19 protein-coding genes are annotated in these 17,606 nt (G+C 38.1%); all 19 read left to right on the forward strand.

Features of this window, described 5'->3' with window-relative positions; translation table 11 throughout:
* The first annotated feature begins 5 nt into the window (after window positions 1–5).
* The 19 genes from AC6BKE_RS10005 to AC6BKE_RS10095 all read left to right on the forward strand — a co-directional run bounded on the left by AC6BKE_RS10005 (window position 6) and on the right by AC6BKE_RS10095 (window position 17,294).
* On the forward strand, window positions 6–503 hold the full coding sequence (locus tag AC6BKE_RS10005; RefSeq protein ID WP_036123667.1) for a manganese efflux pump MntP: 498 nt from the start codon (window positions 6–8) through the stop codon (window positions 501–503).
* 22 nt (window positions 504–525) lie between these two features.
* Complete coding sequence (locus AC6BKE_RS10010) at window positions 526–966, forward strand: low molecular weight protein arginine phosphatase (protein WP_036123665.1); 441 nt, start codon at window positions 526–528, stop codon at window positions 964–966.
* A gap of 8 nt (window positions 967–974) precedes the next feature.
* Window positions 975–2,258, forward strand: coding sequence for a methyl-accepting chemotaxis protein (locus AC6BKE_RS10015; protein ID WP_058843798.1), 1,284 nt, complete (start codon window positions 975–977; stop codon window positions 2,256–2,258).
* Window positions 2,259–2,615: 357 nt separating this feature from the next.
* Window positions 2,616–3,053: a ribose 5-phosphate isomerase B gene (gene rpiB, locus AC6BKE_RS10020; RefSeq protein WP_036123645.1), complete on the forward strand. Its 438-nt coding sequence runs from the start codon at window positions 2,616–2,618 to the stop codon at window positions 3,051–3,053.
* Between the two features lie 86 nt (window positions 3,054–3,139).
* On the forward strand, window positions 3,140–3,682 hold the full coding sequence (locus AC6BKE_RS10025) for a TIGR01440 family protein (protein ID WP_101966466.1): 543 nt from the start codon (window positions 3,140–3,142) through the stop codon (window positions 3,680–3,682).
* Between the two features lie 61 nt (window positions 3,683–3,743).
* The gene (gene glyA, locus AC6BKE_RS10030) at window positions 3,744–4,985 is read left to right on the forward strand and encodes a serine hydroxymethyltransferase (RefSeq protein ID WP_036123640.1); all 1,242 of its coding nucleotides are present in this window, start codon (window positions 3,744–3,746) and stop codon (window positions 4,983–4,985) included.
* Between the two features lie 284 nt (window positions 4,986–5,269).
* A complete protein-coding gene (locus AC6BKE_RS10035; protein WP_058843802.1) occupies window positions 5,270–7,429 on the forward strand; it encodes an EAL domain-containing protein in 2,160 nt (719 codons plus the stop codon).
* A gap of 124 nt (window positions 7,430–7,553) precedes the next feature.
* Window positions 7,554–8,183: a uracil phosphoribosyltransferase gene (upp, locus tag AC6BKE_RS10040; RefSeq protein WP_004269470.1), complete on the forward strand. Its 630-nt coding sequence runs from the start codon at window positions 7,554–7,556 to the stop codon at window positions 8,181–8,183.
* A 167-nt stretch (window positions 8,184–8,350) separates the two neighbouring features.
* The gene (wecB, locus tag AC6BKE_RS10045) at window positions 8,351–9,472 is read left to right on the forward strand and encodes a non-hydrolyzing UDP-N-acetylglucosamine 2-epimerase (protein ID WP_036123633.1); all 1,122 of its coding nucleotides are present in this window, start codon (window positions 8,351–8,353) and stop codon (window positions 9,470–9,472) included.
* Window positions 9,473–10,008: 536 nt separating this feature from the next.
* Window positions 10,009–10,380 (forward strand): ATP synthase subunit I, encoded by a 372-nt coding sequence (locus AC6BKE_RS10050; protein WP_036123631.1) that lies wholly within the window; start codon window positions 10,009–10,011, stop codon window positions 10,378–10,380.
* A gap of 36 nt (window positions 10,381–10,416) precedes the next feature.
* Window positions 10,417–11,127: a F0F1 ATP synthase subunit A gene (atpB, locus tag AC6BKE_RS10055; protein ID WP_036123628.1), complete on the forward strand. Its 711-nt coding sequence runs from the start codon at window positions 10,417–10,419 to the stop codon at window positions 11,125–11,127.
* A 66-nt stretch (window positions 11,128–11,193) separates the two neighbouring features.
* Window positions 11,194–11,418, forward strand: coding sequence for a F0F1 ATP synthase subunit C (gene atpE, locus AC6BKE_RS10060; RefSeq protein WP_004269474.1), 225 nt, complete (start codon window positions 11,194–11,196; stop codon window positions 11,416–11,418).
* 173 nt (window positions 11,419–11,591) lie between these two features.
* A complete protein-coding gene (gene atpF / locus AC6BKE_RS10065; RefSeq protein ID WP_036123625.1) occupies window positions 11,592–12,113 on the forward strand; it encodes a F0F1 ATP synthase subunit B in 522 nt (173 codons plus the stop codon).
* On the forward strand, window positions 12,110–12,646 hold the full coding sequence (locus AC6BKE_RS10070) for a F0F1 ATP synthase subunit delta (RefSeq protein WP_036123623.1): 537 nt from the start codon (window positions 12,110–12,112) through the stop codon (window positions 12,644–12,646). Before atpF ends, AC6BKE_RS10070 begins: the two co-directional genes overlap by 4 nt.
* 28 nt (window positions 12,647–12,674) lie before the next feature.
* A complete protein-coding gene (gene atpA, locus AC6BKE_RS10075) occupies window positions 12,675–14,183 on the forward strand; it encodes a F0F1 ATP synthase subunit alpha (RefSeq protein ID WP_036123620.1) in 1,509 nt (502 codons plus the stop codon).
* A 47-nt stretch (window positions 14,184–14,230) separates the two neighbouring features.
* The gene (gene atpG / locus AC6BKE_RS10080) at window positions 14,231–15,088 is read left to right on the forward strand and encodes an ATP synthase F1 subunit gamma (RefSeq protein WP_036123615.1); all 858 of its coding nucleotides are present in this window, start codon (window positions 14,231–14,233) and stop codon (window positions 15,086–15,088) included.
* Window positions 15,089–15,137: 49 nt separating this feature from the next.
* Window positions 15,138–16,553, forward strand: coding sequence for a F0F1 ATP synthase subunit beta (atpD, locus tag AC6BKE_RS10085; protein ID WP_036123612.1), 1,416 nt, complete (start codon window positions 15,138–15,140; stop codon window positions 16,551–16,553).
* A gap of 24 nt (window positions 16,554–16,577) precedes the next feature.
* Window positions 16,578–16,985 (forward strand): F0F1 ATP synthase subunit epsilon, encoded by a 408-nt coding sequence (locus AC6BKE_RS10090; RefSeq protein ID WP_036123609.1) that lies wholly within the window; start codon window positions 16,578–16,580, stop codon window positions 16,983–16,985.
* 69 nt (window positions 16,986–17,054) lie between these two features.
* The gene (locus AC6BKE_RS10095) at window positions 17,055–17,294 is read left to right on the forward strand and encodes a DUF1146 family protein (protein WP_036123606.1); all 240 of its coding nucleotides are present in this window, start codon (window positions 17,055–17,057) and stop codon (window positions 17,292–17,294) included.
* The last annotated feature ends 312 nt before the right edge of the window (window positions 17,295–17,606 follow it).

Genomic DNA, 17,606 nt, shown 5'->3' on the forward strand with positions numbered 1-17,606 from the left:
CGTTCTTGCAGGGAATTCTTGCAGGTATACTAACGTCTGTTGATGTGATTGGTCTATATGTCTTACTGCCAAATGTTAGATATCGCTTATTTTTGTCATTATGGACAGCAGCATTGCATATGCTTTTCCCGTTATTAGGCTTTGAGCTAGGAAGCTATTTAGTTCGATTTCTATTAGAATGGGGACAATGGATTTCAAGTATTTTATTATTTTGTATTGGTATGCATTTACTATTATTCTCTCATCGAGATGAAAAAGTAACAATATCACCTGTAATTTTGGCTGTGACTGCAAGCCTAGATACCTTTTCAGTTAGTGTTTCTTTTGGTATGCTTAACTTAGAAAAAACTATTTTTATCATGAGTGCAGGCTTGAGCGCTCTAATTTGCGCTTATGGTTCATTAGTCATTGCCCGTAGAAGCCAAGTATTTTTTGGCAATAAAATTCAAATAGCTGCTGGCGTTATATTTATTATCATGAGCATTCTAGCTATTCAACAATAAATGAAATTGGAGAGTGATAAGTGTGAAAATATTATTTGTTTGTACAGGCAATACTTGTCGCAGTCCGATGGCAGAAGTTATTTTAAAACATAAACAAATCAACAATGTAGAGGTGCGCTCAGCAGGTATTTATGCCATGCCAAATGCACAAATGTCAGCACATGCACAACAAGTGTTAAATGAAGCGCAAATGTCACATCAGCATTTTGCAACGCAATTATCAATGACAGAAATGGCATGGGCAGACTTAATTTTAACGATGACGACTGCTCACAAAGACGCCGTGATTTCAAATTATCCAGAAGCTGAACATAAAGTATTTACCTTGAAAGAATATACAAATGAGGGCAGTCTGGAAAATGTAGTAGATCCTTATGGTGGCAATAAAGCAATATATGAAGCAACATTTGCAGAATTAAAGGAATTAGTTGATCAATTAATACAAAAACTTGAAAAGAATTGAGGGGCCCTATGAAAAAACAATTTGGTTTACGGCTTAAATTGGTATTATTTGTTAGTGTACTTGCGCTTATCACCTACAGTGTCAGTTTTATATTCATTGAGTTTTTACAACCTACTTTCTTCCCAGACACGAATCGAATGGTTTTTGAGGTAATTACCTACGCATTAGGTATTATATGGTCAGGTATATTAGCGGCGTTGTTAAGCGTGATCTTAATCAAACCTTTACAGCAGCTCGAACATTCAGCAATCCTTGTAGCTGAGGGGAAAATTGGACAGGATGTACAAATGCCTAAAACAAATGATGAAATTCGATCCGTTGCTGAGGCGTTCCAACAAATGGTGTTAAATCTGCGTCAAATGGTGGAAAGTATCGATCAAAACTTTCAGCAAACAAATCAATCAATTATTCAGCTATCTGATGAGGCGGGAGTGGCAACTAGAAAGGCAGAAGGAATTGCCTCTACTGTGAAGCATATATCTGCAGGAGCAGAAGCATCTGCAACAGCTGTACAAGACACTGCCGAAGCTATTGAAGATGTGCGAGCTCTTGCAACAGAAGTAAATAGTAGAGCAGAAGCATCAGCATCACAATCAAAAGAGATTCTACATAATTTATCGACAACAACAAAGGCCATCGAAATATTAGTGAATAGTATTCAGCAAATTGCTACAGGTAATAATGAGGCACTAAAAAGTATTCATGCACTTGAAGAAAATGCTGGCCAAGTAGAACGGATTATTAGTTTAGTTGGTGACATTGCGGCACAAACAAATTTACTGGCATTAAATGCCTCGATTGAAGCAGCACGAGCAGGAGAGCATGGAAAGGGCTTCGCAGTGGTAGCTGAGGAAGTTCGCGGTTTGGCTGATGAAAGTGCGAAAGCTGTCCAAGGTATTACAGCTTTAATTCAGTCCATGCAGCAAAATGTAGAGGTAGTTGTTAAACAAATGAATGAACAAGTAGCATTTGCGACGAAGGAAGCTGATCGCGTTTCTGAAACAACGACAGCCGTTGAAGGTATGGCTTCCAACGTACATGAAATGGCAACAGCAATTGTTGAAATTTCCTCGTTAATTGAACAGCAAATGCATAATATTGAAACAACAGCTCGCCAATCACAAGAAGTTGCAGCTATTGCTGAAGAAACGTCAGCAGGTGCACAGGAAGTTCGTAGTGCCGCTGAGGAGCAAGCTTATGCTATCGAGCAGGTAGAGCATTTGGCTCAAAGTTTGAAAAAGCAATCGGAAGCATTGCATAAGATGATTCAACAATTTGATAGACAAGCATAGTTCTAAAGGCTATACATAAATGCGACGTAAAATCGGATTTATGTATAGCCTTTTTTATTAGAGAGCGTCCATCTTAAGATCACACTCTGTCAAAGCATTTATGTCCATCGTAAGTGAAAAGCTAAAAAAACTTCAGAAGATGGAATATTACAACAAAGGACCTTTATCCGAACTTATTAACATGATATTCACATTATCCACAGGAAAACGAGTTTAAAAGTGAATGTTTTTGTATTGGTGTACAATAAATGTTCGTCTTTCGGGAGAAATCAGCATAAAAAAACAAGAAAAATCATGTTATTCTTCAGAAAGAAGTGGTACACTAAGGGTGACTATAATTCGAAAAGAGGGAACCCAGTGAGAATAGCAATTTCTTCTGATCACGGAGGCAACAACTTACGTCGTGAGATTATGCAGCTATTAGATGAACTTCATATTAGCTACGAAGATTTTGGTCCACAATCTGCGGATTCAGTAGACTATCCTGATTATGCAAAACCTGTTTCTGAAGGTGTTGCTAATGGAGAATTTGATAAAGGGATTTTAATTTGTGGCACAGGAATTGGTATGTCCATTGCTGCTAATAAGGTGAAGGGCATTCGTTGTGCATTAGTGCATGATGTATTCAGTGCCAAGGCAACACGTTGCCATAATGACTCAAATATTATAGCCATGGGTGAACGTGTCATTGGTCCAGGCCTTGCACGTGAAATCGTCCAAACTTGGCTAGAAACAGAGTTTGAAGGTGGTCGTCATACACGCCGCATAGAAAAAATTGCCGAGCTAGAGCAATAATTGTTTCATGATTCCATATATGGCATTCGTCAAGGATGTCCTATATGGCATGATTTTATTGGATATAGATGAAGGAGCTGAGCTTAATGGTAGTAAAACAAATACGAACGCATTTGACTCAGTTACTCAGTGAGTTTGAAGAGCAGGTAACGTTACGACCTCATACAATTTTTGTTGTAGGGTGCTCTACATCTGAAGTGATTGGTCAGAAAATTGGCACAGCAGGGGCATTGGAAATAGCTGAAGCCATTTATGAGCCGTTACAAGAATTTGCATCGAAACATCAATTACATTTAGCATTCCAAGGCTGTGAGCATATTAACCGCGCTATTACTATGGAGGCATCAACGGCTGAACGATTTGGCTATGATGAAGTAGCAGTAGTTCCAGTACGTACAGCAGGTGGATCGATGTCTGCTTATGCCTATACACAATTTGCTAATCCAGTGGTTGTTGAAACAATACAGGCACATGCAGGTATTGATATTGGACAAACATTAATTGGTATGCATTTGAAAGCAGTAGCTGTTCCCGTTCGAACATCAGTGAAAATGGTGGGAGAAGCGATTGTTACGGTTGCAACAACACGTCCAAAGCTAATTGGCGGAGAACGTGCAATATATAAATAAGTACCCTTATTATTATAAGTGGTATAGATAATTAACGATACTTTAGGAGGCTTTTTCAAACATGGCATATGAAAAATTAGCAGTACAAGACAAAGCAGTATTAGACGGAATTCTTGCAGAAAAAAAACGTCAACAAGCAAATATTGAATTGATTGCATCTGAAAACTTTGTTTCCGAAGCGGTTATGGAAGCACAAGGATCAGTACTGACAAATAAATACGCTGAAGGCTATCCAGGTAAACGCTACTACGGTGGTTGTGAACATGTAGACGTAGTAGAAAATATTGCACGTGATCGCGTGAAAGAAATTTTTGGAGCAGAATATGCTAATGTACAACCACACTCTGGTGCACAAGCAAACATGGCTGTTTACCATACAATTTTAGAACCAGGTGACACAGTTCTTGGTATGAACCTTTCTCATGGTGGTCACTTAACACATGGATCTCCAGTAAACTTCTCTGGTATCCTATATAACTTTGTGGAATATGGTGTAACGAAAGAAAATCAAGTAATCGATTATGAAGATGTACGTCAAAAAGCATTAGAACATAAACCAAAACTTATCGTTGCTGGTGCTTCTGCCTACCCACGTGAAATTGACTTCTCTAAATTCCGTGAAATCGCAGACGAAGTGGGTGCATACTTCATGGTGGATATGGCACACATTGCTGGTCTTGTAGCTGCCGGTGAACATCAATCACCAGTGCCGTATGCTGATTTTGTTACATCAACAACGCATAAAACATTACGTGGACCACGTGGTGGTTTAATTCTTGCTTCAAAAGAGTGGGAGCAAAAATTAAATAAATCTGTATTTCCAGGAATTCAAGGTGGTCCATTAATGCATGTCATTGCTGCAAAAGCTGTAGCATTTGGCGAAGTATTACAACCAGAATTTAAAGACTATGCAAAGCAAATTAAAGCGAATGCCAAAGCTTTAGCAGAAGTACTAATTGCTGAAGGTGTTGAAATCGTTTCTGGTGGTACAGATAACCACTTATTACTGTTAAATGTAAAATCACTTGGTTTAACAGGTAAAGTAGCAGAGCATGCACTAGATGAAGTAGGTATTACAACGAATAAAAACACAATTCCTTACGATACAGAATCGCCATTTGTTACTTCTGGTATTCGTATCGGTACGCCAGCTGTTACTTCTCGCGGCTTTAAAGAAGAGGATATGAAAGAAGTTGGAGCAATTATTGCTGCGGTTCTTAAAAATCCTGAAGATGAAGCAGTTAAAGCAGAAGCAAAAGATCGTGTAAAAGCATTAACAGATAGACACCCATTATACGCATAATAGAAATGAGAGGGCTGTGTTTAAAGTACATTTGTTACTTTAAATACAGCCTTTTATTTTGTGAATTTAGGACTAAACTATAAAAAACATATTTTTTCTGAAAAAATAGAATAATCATCTTGTTTTTGAATAAATTTACATAAAATAAATAAGTAGGGTTTTATTATAATAGTTTAAGGACAGATAATGTCCTAGAAAAGAAGTTTTTTTTCATAAAGGTGAAAATTTATTTGAATTTTATGTACAATGGAAATGGGATGAAGTGATAGAGATGGAGGGATTGGATGGTCACTAAATCATTAGACATAGAAAATGATGTTTTATTAAGTAGCATTCGTAAATTAGGGGATAATTCGAAAGAAAGCTACGTTATTTTTGATGCGACAAATCATCATGGCATACTAGCGTGTAATGATTCATTTTGTATGCTTACAAATGCTTCGCGTTCACAAATCCTAAATACTGATTATTTTTCATGGCTCTCTATAGATGAAAAAAAGACAACCATAAAAATGATAAAAGAAAAAATACATAACGGCATAATGGTCCAGGCAAAGCTCTATCATAATGGCATTAATAAATCGCCCTTTTGGGCAGAGATACAAGCATTACCATTTTGCAATGAGGCTAATCGTACGAAATATGTTTTAGTGCTTGTGAAGGATGTAACGTATTACCGTACTGAAGACTTCCTCATGAGATTAGAAAATGATATGTACAAGGCCATCGAGCGAGATAGCACTCTTGAACAAAAGATGAAAATTATTTGCCGTGGACTGGATGATTTTTTTACGCCGAATATTGCAAGTATGGTTCTGGTAAAAACAGAGTCCAATCAATTACAAGTTTTCACAGGTAATGATCCGGAGGAAAGTGTGCCAAGGTGCTGTGAAAACAATGCATTTTTTATTGAAGTAATGCAATCAGGAAATGCTAGGCTCGTGGAAAATTTAGATGAAGTAAATATCCCTGAGGAACATAAACAATATGCTACATTATCTGAAAAGCCGTATGGATGGTTTGTACCTATACGCAATCAACAACGGCAAGTGATAGGGTTATTTTCGATCTATTTTCAAAAAACACGAAGCGACCAAATGTCTTTTAAAAATATGCTTCAAAAAATGGGGTCACTTGTTGCGTTGGCTGTTACCTATGCTCGAACTCAAAAAAAAATTTGGGATTTAGCCTACACGGATATTACAACGGGTCTACCTAATCGTCATAGCTTTGTTAATTCGATTGAAAAAGAAGTGGAACATGGTTTAAGTGGTTTTATCAAAATATTAAAACCAAGTGAATTTCATCAAGTGGTGGAACTTTACGGGCGTGAGGTTGGAGATGAGCTTTTAAGGCAACTCGCTAAAAGATTGGAGCAAGACAAGCCAGAAGATAATGAATATGTTGCTAGATTTACAAGCTCTAGTCTTATTATGTCTACGTTGGCACACAATGAAAATTTACAGGAGTATGATAAGCGGATAAAGGAAACAATTCGTCAGCCCTTTATTATAGGGGGAAAGCAAATCTATATCACGCTAAAAACAGGAATCGCTTCCTATAATAATGACACAAAAATCATTGATGCGATTCGCTTTGCTGATAATGCTCTTTCCTTTGCAATTGATAGACCAGGTACACATACTGAAATTTTTACAACAGAAAAAAATGATGTGCTTATACAGAAAATGACGGTTTTAAATCATTTATCACAAGCAATCAAAAATAAAGAAATTACAGTCCATCTACAGCCTAAGGTAGACTTACGTAATGGTGAAATACACAGTATTGAGGCACTGGCACGGTGGATTTCTCCAAAACTAGGCTTTGTGTCACCAGCCATCTTCATTCCAGTAGCTGAGAGTACAGGGAAGGTTCTGGAAATAGATGTTCTTGTTTTAGAAACTGTGCTTTCATGGCTTTCAGAACGTCAACGGCTAGGAAAGAAATTAGTGAAAATTGCAGTTAATATCTCACCTGATCATTTTTACTATACGCATTTCGTTCAGGATACACTGAAACTTGTTCAAAAATATAATATTGACCCTAGCTATATTATTTTAGAGGTGACTGAAAATATTGGTTTAGTAGATTTTCAATCTGCCTTTAAAATTATTCAGGAATTAAAAAGCTATGGTTTTAAAACATCAGTAGATGATTTTGGGACAGGTTTTTCATCATTAAGCTATCTACAACAGCTACCCTTCACTGAATTAAAGATTGATCGTAGCTTTATTAATGCGATTGAAGATGCGGCAACACTTGCGATTGTACGCTCCATTATTCAGTTGGCATTAAACTTAGGGATGATTTCAGTTGCAGAGGGCATTGAAACGGAAGAGCAGGTAGAAATTTTACGTGCACTAGGCTGTACAGTAGGACAAGGCTATTTTTATTATAAGCCAATGCCCATTGAACAAGTAGATAAAATTCTTGATCAATAGCTTATTTTTGACAAATATAAAATAACAAAAGGAGTCGTCTTAAATTAATTTTTGAGGCGACTCCTTTTTTCTGTTATACTAGTTGAGATAAAAATGAAATCCGAACGGTGAGGAGAGAATCCCTTTGAGCAAAGTCTATGTATTTGATCATCCACTAATCCAACACAAATTAACTTATATTCGCGACAAGAACACAGGAACAAAAGAATTTCGTGAGCTAGTAGACGAAGTAGCAACACTTATGGCGTTTGAAATCACACGTGATATGCCAGTAGAAGAAATTGAAATTGAAACACCTGTAACAATTGCCAAAACAAAAGTACTTTCTGGTAAAAAGCTTGCGATTGTACCAATTCTACGTGCAGGTATCGGTATGGTAGATGGCGTATTAAAGCTTATCCCAGCAGCTAAAGTTGGTCATATTGGTCTTTATCGTGATCCTGAAACGTTAAAACCAGTTGAATATTATGCAAAACTTCCAGCAGATGTGGAAGAGCGTGATTTCATCATTGTAGATCCAATGCTTGCAACTGGTGGTTCAGCAGTGGAAGCCATCCACTCACTGAAAAAACGTGGAGCTAAAAACATTAAATTCATGTGCTTAATCGCTGCACCAGAGGGTGTAAAAGCTATTCAAGAAGAACATTCGGATGTAGATATTTATATTGCTGCACTCGATGAAAAATTAAACGATCATGGCTATATTGTACCTGGTTTAGGTGATGCCGGAGACCGTCTATTTGGTACAAAATAAAAATCAATACATGTAATTTCCTCATTTAGGAAACTAATAACTTGTGAAAGCGTCCTTCAAATTGAAGGGCGTTTCCTAGTATGTGTAGGCAAGTACGCCTATTGATGACCATTAATAGATGTAGTTGACCATTTCATACAATAACAAAAAGGACGGTGCAGATCGTTTTGATAAAAAAATGGAAAGTAATGACGATTTTTGGTACAAGACCAGAAGCAATTAAAATGGCTCCTCTCGTTTTGGAGTTACAAAAGTATCCAGAGCAAATAGAATCTATTGTAACCGTAACAGCACAGCATCGCCAAATGCTCGACCAAGTATTAGAGACATTTAACATAACACCAAACTATGATTTAAATATAATGAAGGATCGTCAAACATTAATTGATGTAACGACAAACGCATTACAGGGCTTAGATAAAGTAATGAAAGAAGCACAACCAGATATCGTTTTGGTACATGGTGATACAGCAACAACCTTCATTGCGAGCTTGGCGGCATTCTATAACCAAATTGCTATAGGGCATGTGGAAGCAGGCTTACGTACATGGAACAAGTATTCACCATATCCAGAGGAAATGAATCGTCAGCTAACAGGTGTGATGGCAGATTTACATTTTGCTCCAACGGAAGTATCTAAAAAGAACCTGCTAGATGAAAATAAAAATCCAGACACGATTTTTGTGACAGGAAATACAGCCATTGACGCATTAGCAACAACGGTCAGTGAGCACTACACACACCCTGTATTAGATAAGATTGGCGAAGATCGCATGATTTTATTAACGGCACATCGCCGTGAAAATCTGGGTGAACCAATGCGTCATATGTTCAAAGCGATTACGAGAATATTAACAGAGCATGAGGATGTTCAAGTTGTATATCCAGTGCATATGAATCCAGCTGTTAGAGAAATTGCGAATGAAATCTTAGGAGACAATGAACGTGTACATTTAATAGAGCCTCTTGAAGTGTTTGATTTCCATAATTTTGCGGCAAATTCATATATGATTTTAACGGACTCAGGTGGCGTACAAGAAGAAGCACCTTCATTAGGGAAACCAGTGCTTGTTCTAAGAGATACGACAGAACGTCCAGAAGGCATTGAAGCTGGCACATTAAAGCTAGCGGGAACGGAAGAAGAAACAATTTATGCCTTAGCAAAGGAATTACTAACAGATAAAAATGCCTACGAAGTAATGGCGAAAGCATCGAATCCATATGGAGATGGGCATGCATCGAAGCGCATTGTTGAGGCACTGCTAGAATTTTTACAAAGAACTAATTAATGTACTATATTTAATTCGGAAAAATAAGTCTAATGTACCTATTGAAATGGGTAAGCTAATTTACGAGCATAATCATGTCGTAAATTAGCTTTTTTTTCGTGTGAGAAGGTTGAGAACTTTTGAAACTATGAAATTTCATACACAAATTTGTCAACAATTTGACAAGAGTATATAGGCTGTGAAGTTTTTCTCCTTTACCAATTGACTTCAAATATCACCTATTGTATGCTTACAAAGGGTAAGAATGATAAGGGTTTCAGTTCATAAATAGGACGTTGAAACACTTGTTATATCAACTTTCTACTAAATTGACAGTTCAAAATAAAACTGTCGATTTGCAACGTTTTGTGCGTTTCGGTTTTTACCGAGTCGGTAAGGGGTGTAAGTTATTTTTGGGCATTTACACCTGTAATTGAAATGACTCTCCCATTACTATTCCGCTGTGAGTAGTGTCTTTCACTGCTCTTTTCTGATTTCACATAGTGGTCAGCAAACGTTTTCATTACTCGAAAAAATGATTCAGGAGATTATAACCAATGCTAGATTTGCATCACATTTTTGCTGTGCAGAAGAGGGCGTTATTTTTTTTGCTTGCACTCTGCGCATTAGGCTGGGGATTTACTCCCTATCAAACTGTTTTTGCGGGCATCGCAATAGGTGCATTTTTTGGTACGTATAATTTTTGGATTCTAGTTCGACGTATGGAGAAGTTTGACAGATCCATTAGTGAAGGGAAGAAAATAGGCTCACTTGGTACAGCACTTCGCTTTGGATCAGGTGTTGCGGCAGTCGCAATAGCCATTTCGTTGCCAAACTATTTTCACTTAATTAGCACGGTTATAGGGCTAATGATTCCGTACGTTTTTCTCTTTGTCGAGAGAATTGTGTCACATGTAAGGAACCGCTAATGTGCTTTAAATTAGAAAGAGAGGTGAAAAATAACAATGAATCATGAAGCTCCGTTACTAGAAGTCGGTTTTTTAACATTTAACTTATCAACAGTTATGATGTTACTAGTTGCAGCAATTATCGTATTTTTAATTGCCTTTATTTCAACTAGAAGCCTAAAGTTAAAACCTACTGGTATGCAAAACTTTATGGAATGGATTATGGATTTCGTTAAGAATATTATTAAAAGCAACATGGACTGGAAAACTGGTGGACGATTCCACGTTCTAGCCATTACGCTAATTATGTTTATCGCAGTATCTAACTTATTAGGTCTTCCATTCTCTATCGTCTATGATCATCAGCTATGGTGGAAATCGCCAACAGCTGACCCTACAGTTACGATGACATTGGCAGCAATGATTTTAGTCTTAACGCAATACTATGGTGTTAAAATGAAGGGTACAGGTCATTATGTTGGTACATTCTTCAAACCAATGTCATTCATGTTCCCGCTGAAAATAGTAGAAGAATTTGCAAACACATTAACATTAGGTTTACGTCTTTACGGTAACATTTACGCGGGTGAGATTTTACTTGGCTTACTTGCAGGTTTAGCATCATCAGGTGCTGTGGGATTCATCGGGGCAATCGTTCCTATGATGGCATGGCAAGGTTTCTCAATTTTCATCGGCTTTATCCAAGCCTTTATCTTCACAATGTTAACAATGGTTTACATGGCTCATAAAGTGAGCGATGACCATTAATATAAAGCATATATCCTATGCTTGAATCACAAAAAAAACAAACAATTCCAAGGAGGAAATTTTCAAATGACAGGTTCATTAGGTTTATTAGCAGCAGCAATCGCAATCGGTTTAGGTGCACTTGGTGCAGGTATTGGTAACGGTCTTATCGTATCAAAAACAGTAGAAGGTATCGCTCGTCAACCAGAAGCTCGTGGCGTTCTTCAAACTACAATGTTCATCGGGGTTGCATTAGTTGAAGCCCTACCGATCATCGCAGTAGTAGTAGCATTCATCGTAATGAACAAATAATTCAGTTGAACACTGAATTTTACTAGTGGCGAAGCAGGATTCACCAGATGAAACTTCGCCCTTCATTTTGGAACGGATAAAAGCTATGTGTAAATATAGCTTTTTAAAATAGGTAGTTTTTTAAATCATTAAATTATGTTGAAGTTAAAGCTCTTGAAGGGAGTGAAACAATCGTGTTTTTAGATTATCTTGTACTAGGTGCAAGCGCTGGTAGTTTTAATAGCGGAGACATCATCGCAACATTAGTTATCTTCATCGTGTTAATGGTATTACTTAAGAAATTCGCTTGGGGTCCACTTATGGGCATCATGCAGCAACGTGAAGAATTAGTAGCGAGTGAAATCGAAGCAGCTGAAAAAGCGCGCAAAGAATCGCACCAATTTTTAGAAGAACAAAAGAGCCTTCTTAAAGAAGCTCGTACGGAAGCACAATCGATTGTTGAAGGCGCTAAGAAACAAGGCGAACTACAAAAAGAAGAAATTCTTACTGTAGCGCGCAATGAAGCAAACCGCTTAAAAGAATCGGCTTTACGTGAAATTGAGTCTGAAAAAGAAAAAGCTATTGCAGCAGTACGTGATGAAGTCGTTTCATTATCTGTACTTGCAGCATCTAAAGTCCTTAGCAAAGAGATTTCTGAGGCAGACAACCGTGCTCTAATTGAAGAGACGATTGCGAAGGCAGGCGAAGCTCGATGAGTAATTCAACTGTAGCAAAACGTTACGCTCAAGCGCTTTTTGAATTAGCGCAACAAAAAAACAATCTTACTGAAGTTGGAGCAGACTTAAACGAACTAACAAAAGTAATGAAAGAATCTCCTGATTTTTTAACGCTTTTAAGTGCGCCTAAGTTCTCCATCGAACGTAAAAAACAAATGGTAGCTGAAATCTTCACTGGTGCAACACCAGAAGTTTTACACACGGTTCAACTTCTAGTTGAGAAAAAACGTGTAAACGAGATTAAGCTAATTGCCAATGCATATGCTGAGCTTGCTGCACAAGCACAAGGTATGGCAGATGCAACAGTATTTTCAACACGTGCACTTTCTGCAGAAGAAAGCGCTAATATTTCGACAGCATTTGCGAAACTTGTTGGAAAACAATCATTAAACATTACAAACGAAATCGATCCAACTTTACTTGGTGGTATTCGTGTTCAAATCGGTAACCATATTTATGACAGCTCAGTAGTTAACAAACTAGAGCGTCTAAAACGTGAATTAATCGGTTAATAATTTAGAAATGTGAGAGGTGACATACATGGGCATCAAGGCTGAAGAAATCAGCAGTCTGATTAAACAACAGATTGAGAATTATGAATCTGAACTTAAAGTAAGCGAAGTTGGTACAGTTATCCGTATTGGTGACGGTATCGCTCTTGCTCATGGCCTCGACAACGCCATGGCTGGAGAGCTTTTAGAGTTCTCTAACGGTGTTATGGGTATGGCTCAAAACCTAGAAGAAGGTAACGTTGGTATCGTAATCTTAGGTCCATACACTGACATCAAAGAAGGCGATGAAGTTCGTCGTACAGGTCGTATCATGGAAGTACCAGTTGGTGAAGAACTGATTGGTCGTGTTGTAAACCCACTTGGTCAACCAGTGGATGGACAAGGTCCTATCAACGCTACAAAATCTCGTCCAATCGAAAGCCCAGCTTTCGGTGTAATGGCTCGTAAATCAGTACACGAACCACTACAAACGGGTATTAAAGCGATTGACGCATTAGTGCCAATCGGTCGTGGTCAACGTGAGTTAATCATCGGTGACCGTCAAGTAGGTAAAACATCTGTAGCAATCGATACAATCTTAAACCAAAACGGTGAAAACATGATTTGTATCTATGTTGCAATCGGTCAAAAAGAATCTACTGTACGTGGTGTTGTTGAAACTTTACGTAAACATGGTGCTTTAGATTATACAATCGTTGTAACTGCAGCAGCATCTCAACCTGCTCCATTATTATACTTAGCACCATTTGCTGGTGTTTCTATGGCAGAAGAATTCATGTTACAAGGTAAACACGTTTTAATCGTGTATGATGATCTTTCTAAACAAGCATCAGCTTACCGTGAACTTTCACTTCTTCTACGCCGTCCTCCAGGTCGTGAAGCATACCCTGGTGATGTATTCTACTTACACAGCCGCTTACTTGAACGTGCTGCGAAGTTAAATGAAACTTACAACTGTGGTTCTATCACAGCTCTTCCATTCGTAGAGACACAAGCTGGGGATATCTCTGCATACATCCCAACTAACGTAATCTCAATTACTGATGGTCAAATCTTCTTACAATCTGACTTATTCAACTCAGGTGTACGTCCAGCGATCAACGCAGGTCTTTCAGTATCACGTGTAGGTGGATCAGCTCAAATTAAAGCAATGAAAAAAGTTGCGGGTACACTACGTCTTGACTTAGCTGCATTCCGTGAGCTTGAATCATTTGCTCAATTCGGTTCAGATTTAGATAAAATTACACTTGCTAAACTTGAACGTGGTAAACGTACGGTTGAAGTGCTTAAACAAGACCTAAACAAACCACTTAAAGTTGAAAAACAAGTTGCTATCCTATATGCATTAACTAAAGGTCATTTAGATGATATCCCAGTACAAGATATCGTTCGTTTCGAAAACGAATTCTTAAGCTGGTTAGATTCAAACCACACTAACGTTCTAGATCATGTTCGTACTACAAAAGAGCTTGCTCCGGATGCGGATTATGAAGCAGCAATCAATGCATTCAAGAAAACATTCGCTAAATCAGAATAAGTTCTAGCTAGTCACTTGATTAAAAAACAAAAGGTGGTGAAATACCAGTGGTAAACTTACGCGAAATAAAAGGTCGTATTAATTCAACAAAGAGTACGAAACAAATTACGAAAGCGATGCAGATGGTTTCTTCTTCAAAGTTACGTCGTGCAGAGCAAAATGCTAAAGCTTACGTTCCTTATATGGAAAAAATCCAAGACGTAGTAGGCGCGATTGCAGCAGGTACAAAAGACAGTGGACACCCAATGTTAACTGCTCGTCCTGTAAAGAAAACAGCTTACTTAGTCATTGGTTCTGACCGTGGTCTAGCAGGTGCTTACAACTCAAGTATCCTACGTCAAGTACAACGTACAATTAACGAGCGTCATAAATCAAAAGACGAATACGTTATTTTAGCAGTAGGTCGTGTTGTTCGTGATTACTTTGTGAAACGTGATCATAATGTCATCAGCAGTGTTGTTGCTCTTCCTGACCAACCAACATTCGCTGATATTAAAGAAATCGCTCGTAATGCTGTTGGTATGTTCATTGACGGTACGTATGATGAGCTTTATATGTACTATAATCACTTTGTCAGCGCAATTGCTAACGAAGTGACAGAGAAAAAACTTCTTCCATTAACAGATATCGCACCTGTAAACAGTAAAGCTTCTTATGAATTCGAACCATCTGGCGAAGCAATTCTTGAAGTATTACTTCCACAATACGCGGAAAGCTTAGTTTATGGCGCATTATTGGATGGAAAAGCAAGTGAACATGCTTCTCGTATGACTGCTATGAAAAATGCAACTGATAATGCATCTGATCTTATTGCAGATCTTTCATTGCAATATAACCGTGCACGTCAAGCAGCGATTACACAAGAAATTACAGAAATCGTTGGTGGAGCTGCAGCCTTAGAATAGGCTCAGCTCACCAATGTCGTATAAGAATACGATAGGAGGGTACACAGTAATGAATAAAGGACATGTTATTCAAGTAATGGGTCCAGTTGTCGACGTAAAATTCGAAAACGGCCAATTACCAGCAATCTATAACTCATTAACAGTTAAGATTGAACGTCCTAATGAAGAACCAACAACTCTTGCATTAGAAGTTGCACTTCATTTAGGCGATGATTCTGTTCGTACAATTGCAATGTCATCTACTGATGGCTTACAACGTGGAGCAGAAGTAACAGACTTAGGAAAAGCTATCTCAGTACCAGTTGGTGAAGTGACACTAGGTCGTGTATTCAACGTACTTGGAGAAGTAATTGACTTAGGTGAAGAGATTCCAGCAGATGCTCGTCGTGATTCAATTCACCGCGAAGCTCCAGCATTCGATGAACTTTCAACTACAGTTGAAATTCTTGAAACAGGTATCAAAGTAGTAGACTTATTAGCACCTTATATTAAAGGTGGTAAGATCGGTCTATTCGGTGGTGCTGGTGTAGGTAAAACAGTATTAATCCAAGAATTAATCAATAACATCGCACAAGAGCACTCAGGTATCTCTGTATTTGCTGGTGTAGGTGAGCGTACTCGTGAAGGGAACGACTTATTCTTTGAGATGAGCGATTCAGGCGTTATCAAGCAAACAGCGATGGTATTCGGTCAAATGAACGAGCCTCCTGGTGCACGTATGCGTGTAGCTTTAACTGGTCTTACAATGGCGGAATACTTCCGTGATGAGCAAGGCGCTGACGTACTTTTATTCATCGACAATATCTTCCGTTTCACACAAGCAGGTTCAGAGGTTTCTGCCCTATTAGGTCGTATGCCTTCTGCGGTAGGTTACCAACCAACACTTGCAACTGAAATGGGTAAACTACAAGAACGTATCACATCTACGAACAAAGGATCTGTAACTTCTATCCAAGCGATTTATGTACCAGCCGATGACTATACTGACCCGGCTCCAGCTACAACTTTCGCCCACTTAGATGCAACTACTAACCTTGAGCGTAAATTATCAGAAATGGGTATCTACCCTGCGGTTGACCCATTAGCTTCGACTTCTCGTGCATTATCACCTGAAATCGTAGGCGCTGAGCACTACGCAATTGCTACTGGTGTACAACGTACAATCCAACGTTACCGTGAATTACAAGATATCATTGCAATCTTAGGTATGGATGAGTTATCTGATGAAGACAAACAAACAGTAGAACGTGCTCGTCGTATTCAATTCTTCTTATCACAAAACTTCCACGTAGCGGAACAATTCACTGGTCAAAAAGGTTCTTATGTACCTGTAAAAGAAACTGTTCGTTCATTCAAGGAAATCCTTGATGGCAAATGGGATCACCTTCCAGAAGATGCTTTCCGTCTAGTTGGTTCTATTGATGAAGTAGTTGAAAAAGCGAAAAGCATGGGCGTAGAGGTTTAATACTAGGGACGAGGAGGAAAAAATATGAAGACAGTTCAAGTCAATATTGTCACTCCCGACGGCCCAGTATACGATTCTGAAGTATCAATGGTAATCGCTAAAACAACTTCAGGAGAAATCGGTGTTCTTGCAGGCCATATTCCAATGGTTGCTCCACTTGCAATTGGTGCAGTGAAGCTGAAAAAAGAAAACGGTTCGACTGATATTGTTGCTGTAAGCGGTGGTTTCATTGAAGTTCGTCCAGAAAAGATCTCAATTTTAGCGCCTTCTGCTGAAATTGCTGAAAATATCGATGTTCAACGTGCTAAAGAAGCCGTTAAACGCGCTGAAGGACGTCTTCAAAGTAAACAAGACGACATTGATTTCAAACGTGCTGACCTAGCATTAAAACGTGCGTTGAATCGTATCAACGTTCATGAGGGTAATATCTAATTCATTTTTAACGGGCAGATATAGTATCTGCCCGTTTTTTAAGGTGAAGTAAATTGAAGGAGGGGTAGCATGGAACTGTATGAAGCGATAGGACAAGAAGCATTACTGGGCATTTTATCTCATCTGTTTTTTATTGCTATTACTTTTTACGCATTACAAGCTTTTATGGTGGAGAAACTATTTAAGAAGAATCGAGTATTTCAAATTCAACTTATTTATATTTTACTCAGTATTACGATAGGCTCAGCAGTATCTAATTTCTTTCTCCAAATATCTAGCTGGTCAGGCAAACTTCCCTATTTATTTTAAAGTAATCGTTGTTAAATACTATAAGATTTATGCACCTACATGCTTCAAAGGACTTTATAATACCATTTGTGTGGCCCTTTGAACTATGTATAAAAATCTTTCGTACCAGTTTTGCCTTGGCATCATTACAGCTTACGATGCGTCTGTTATTGGTAAGACGCACGCTAACAAAATATGTACATGATGCATTCATATAGTAAAGGGAATATTTTACTGAATGAAGATAAAATAGGTTTTTTGTGCATATATCTTTGGGTATGTATTGAAAGTGAACGGGTTATTGGTCATTCACAAAAAAAAAATGACAGCGTA

The organism is Lysinibacillus sp. COL-1 (assembly GCF_059814265.1).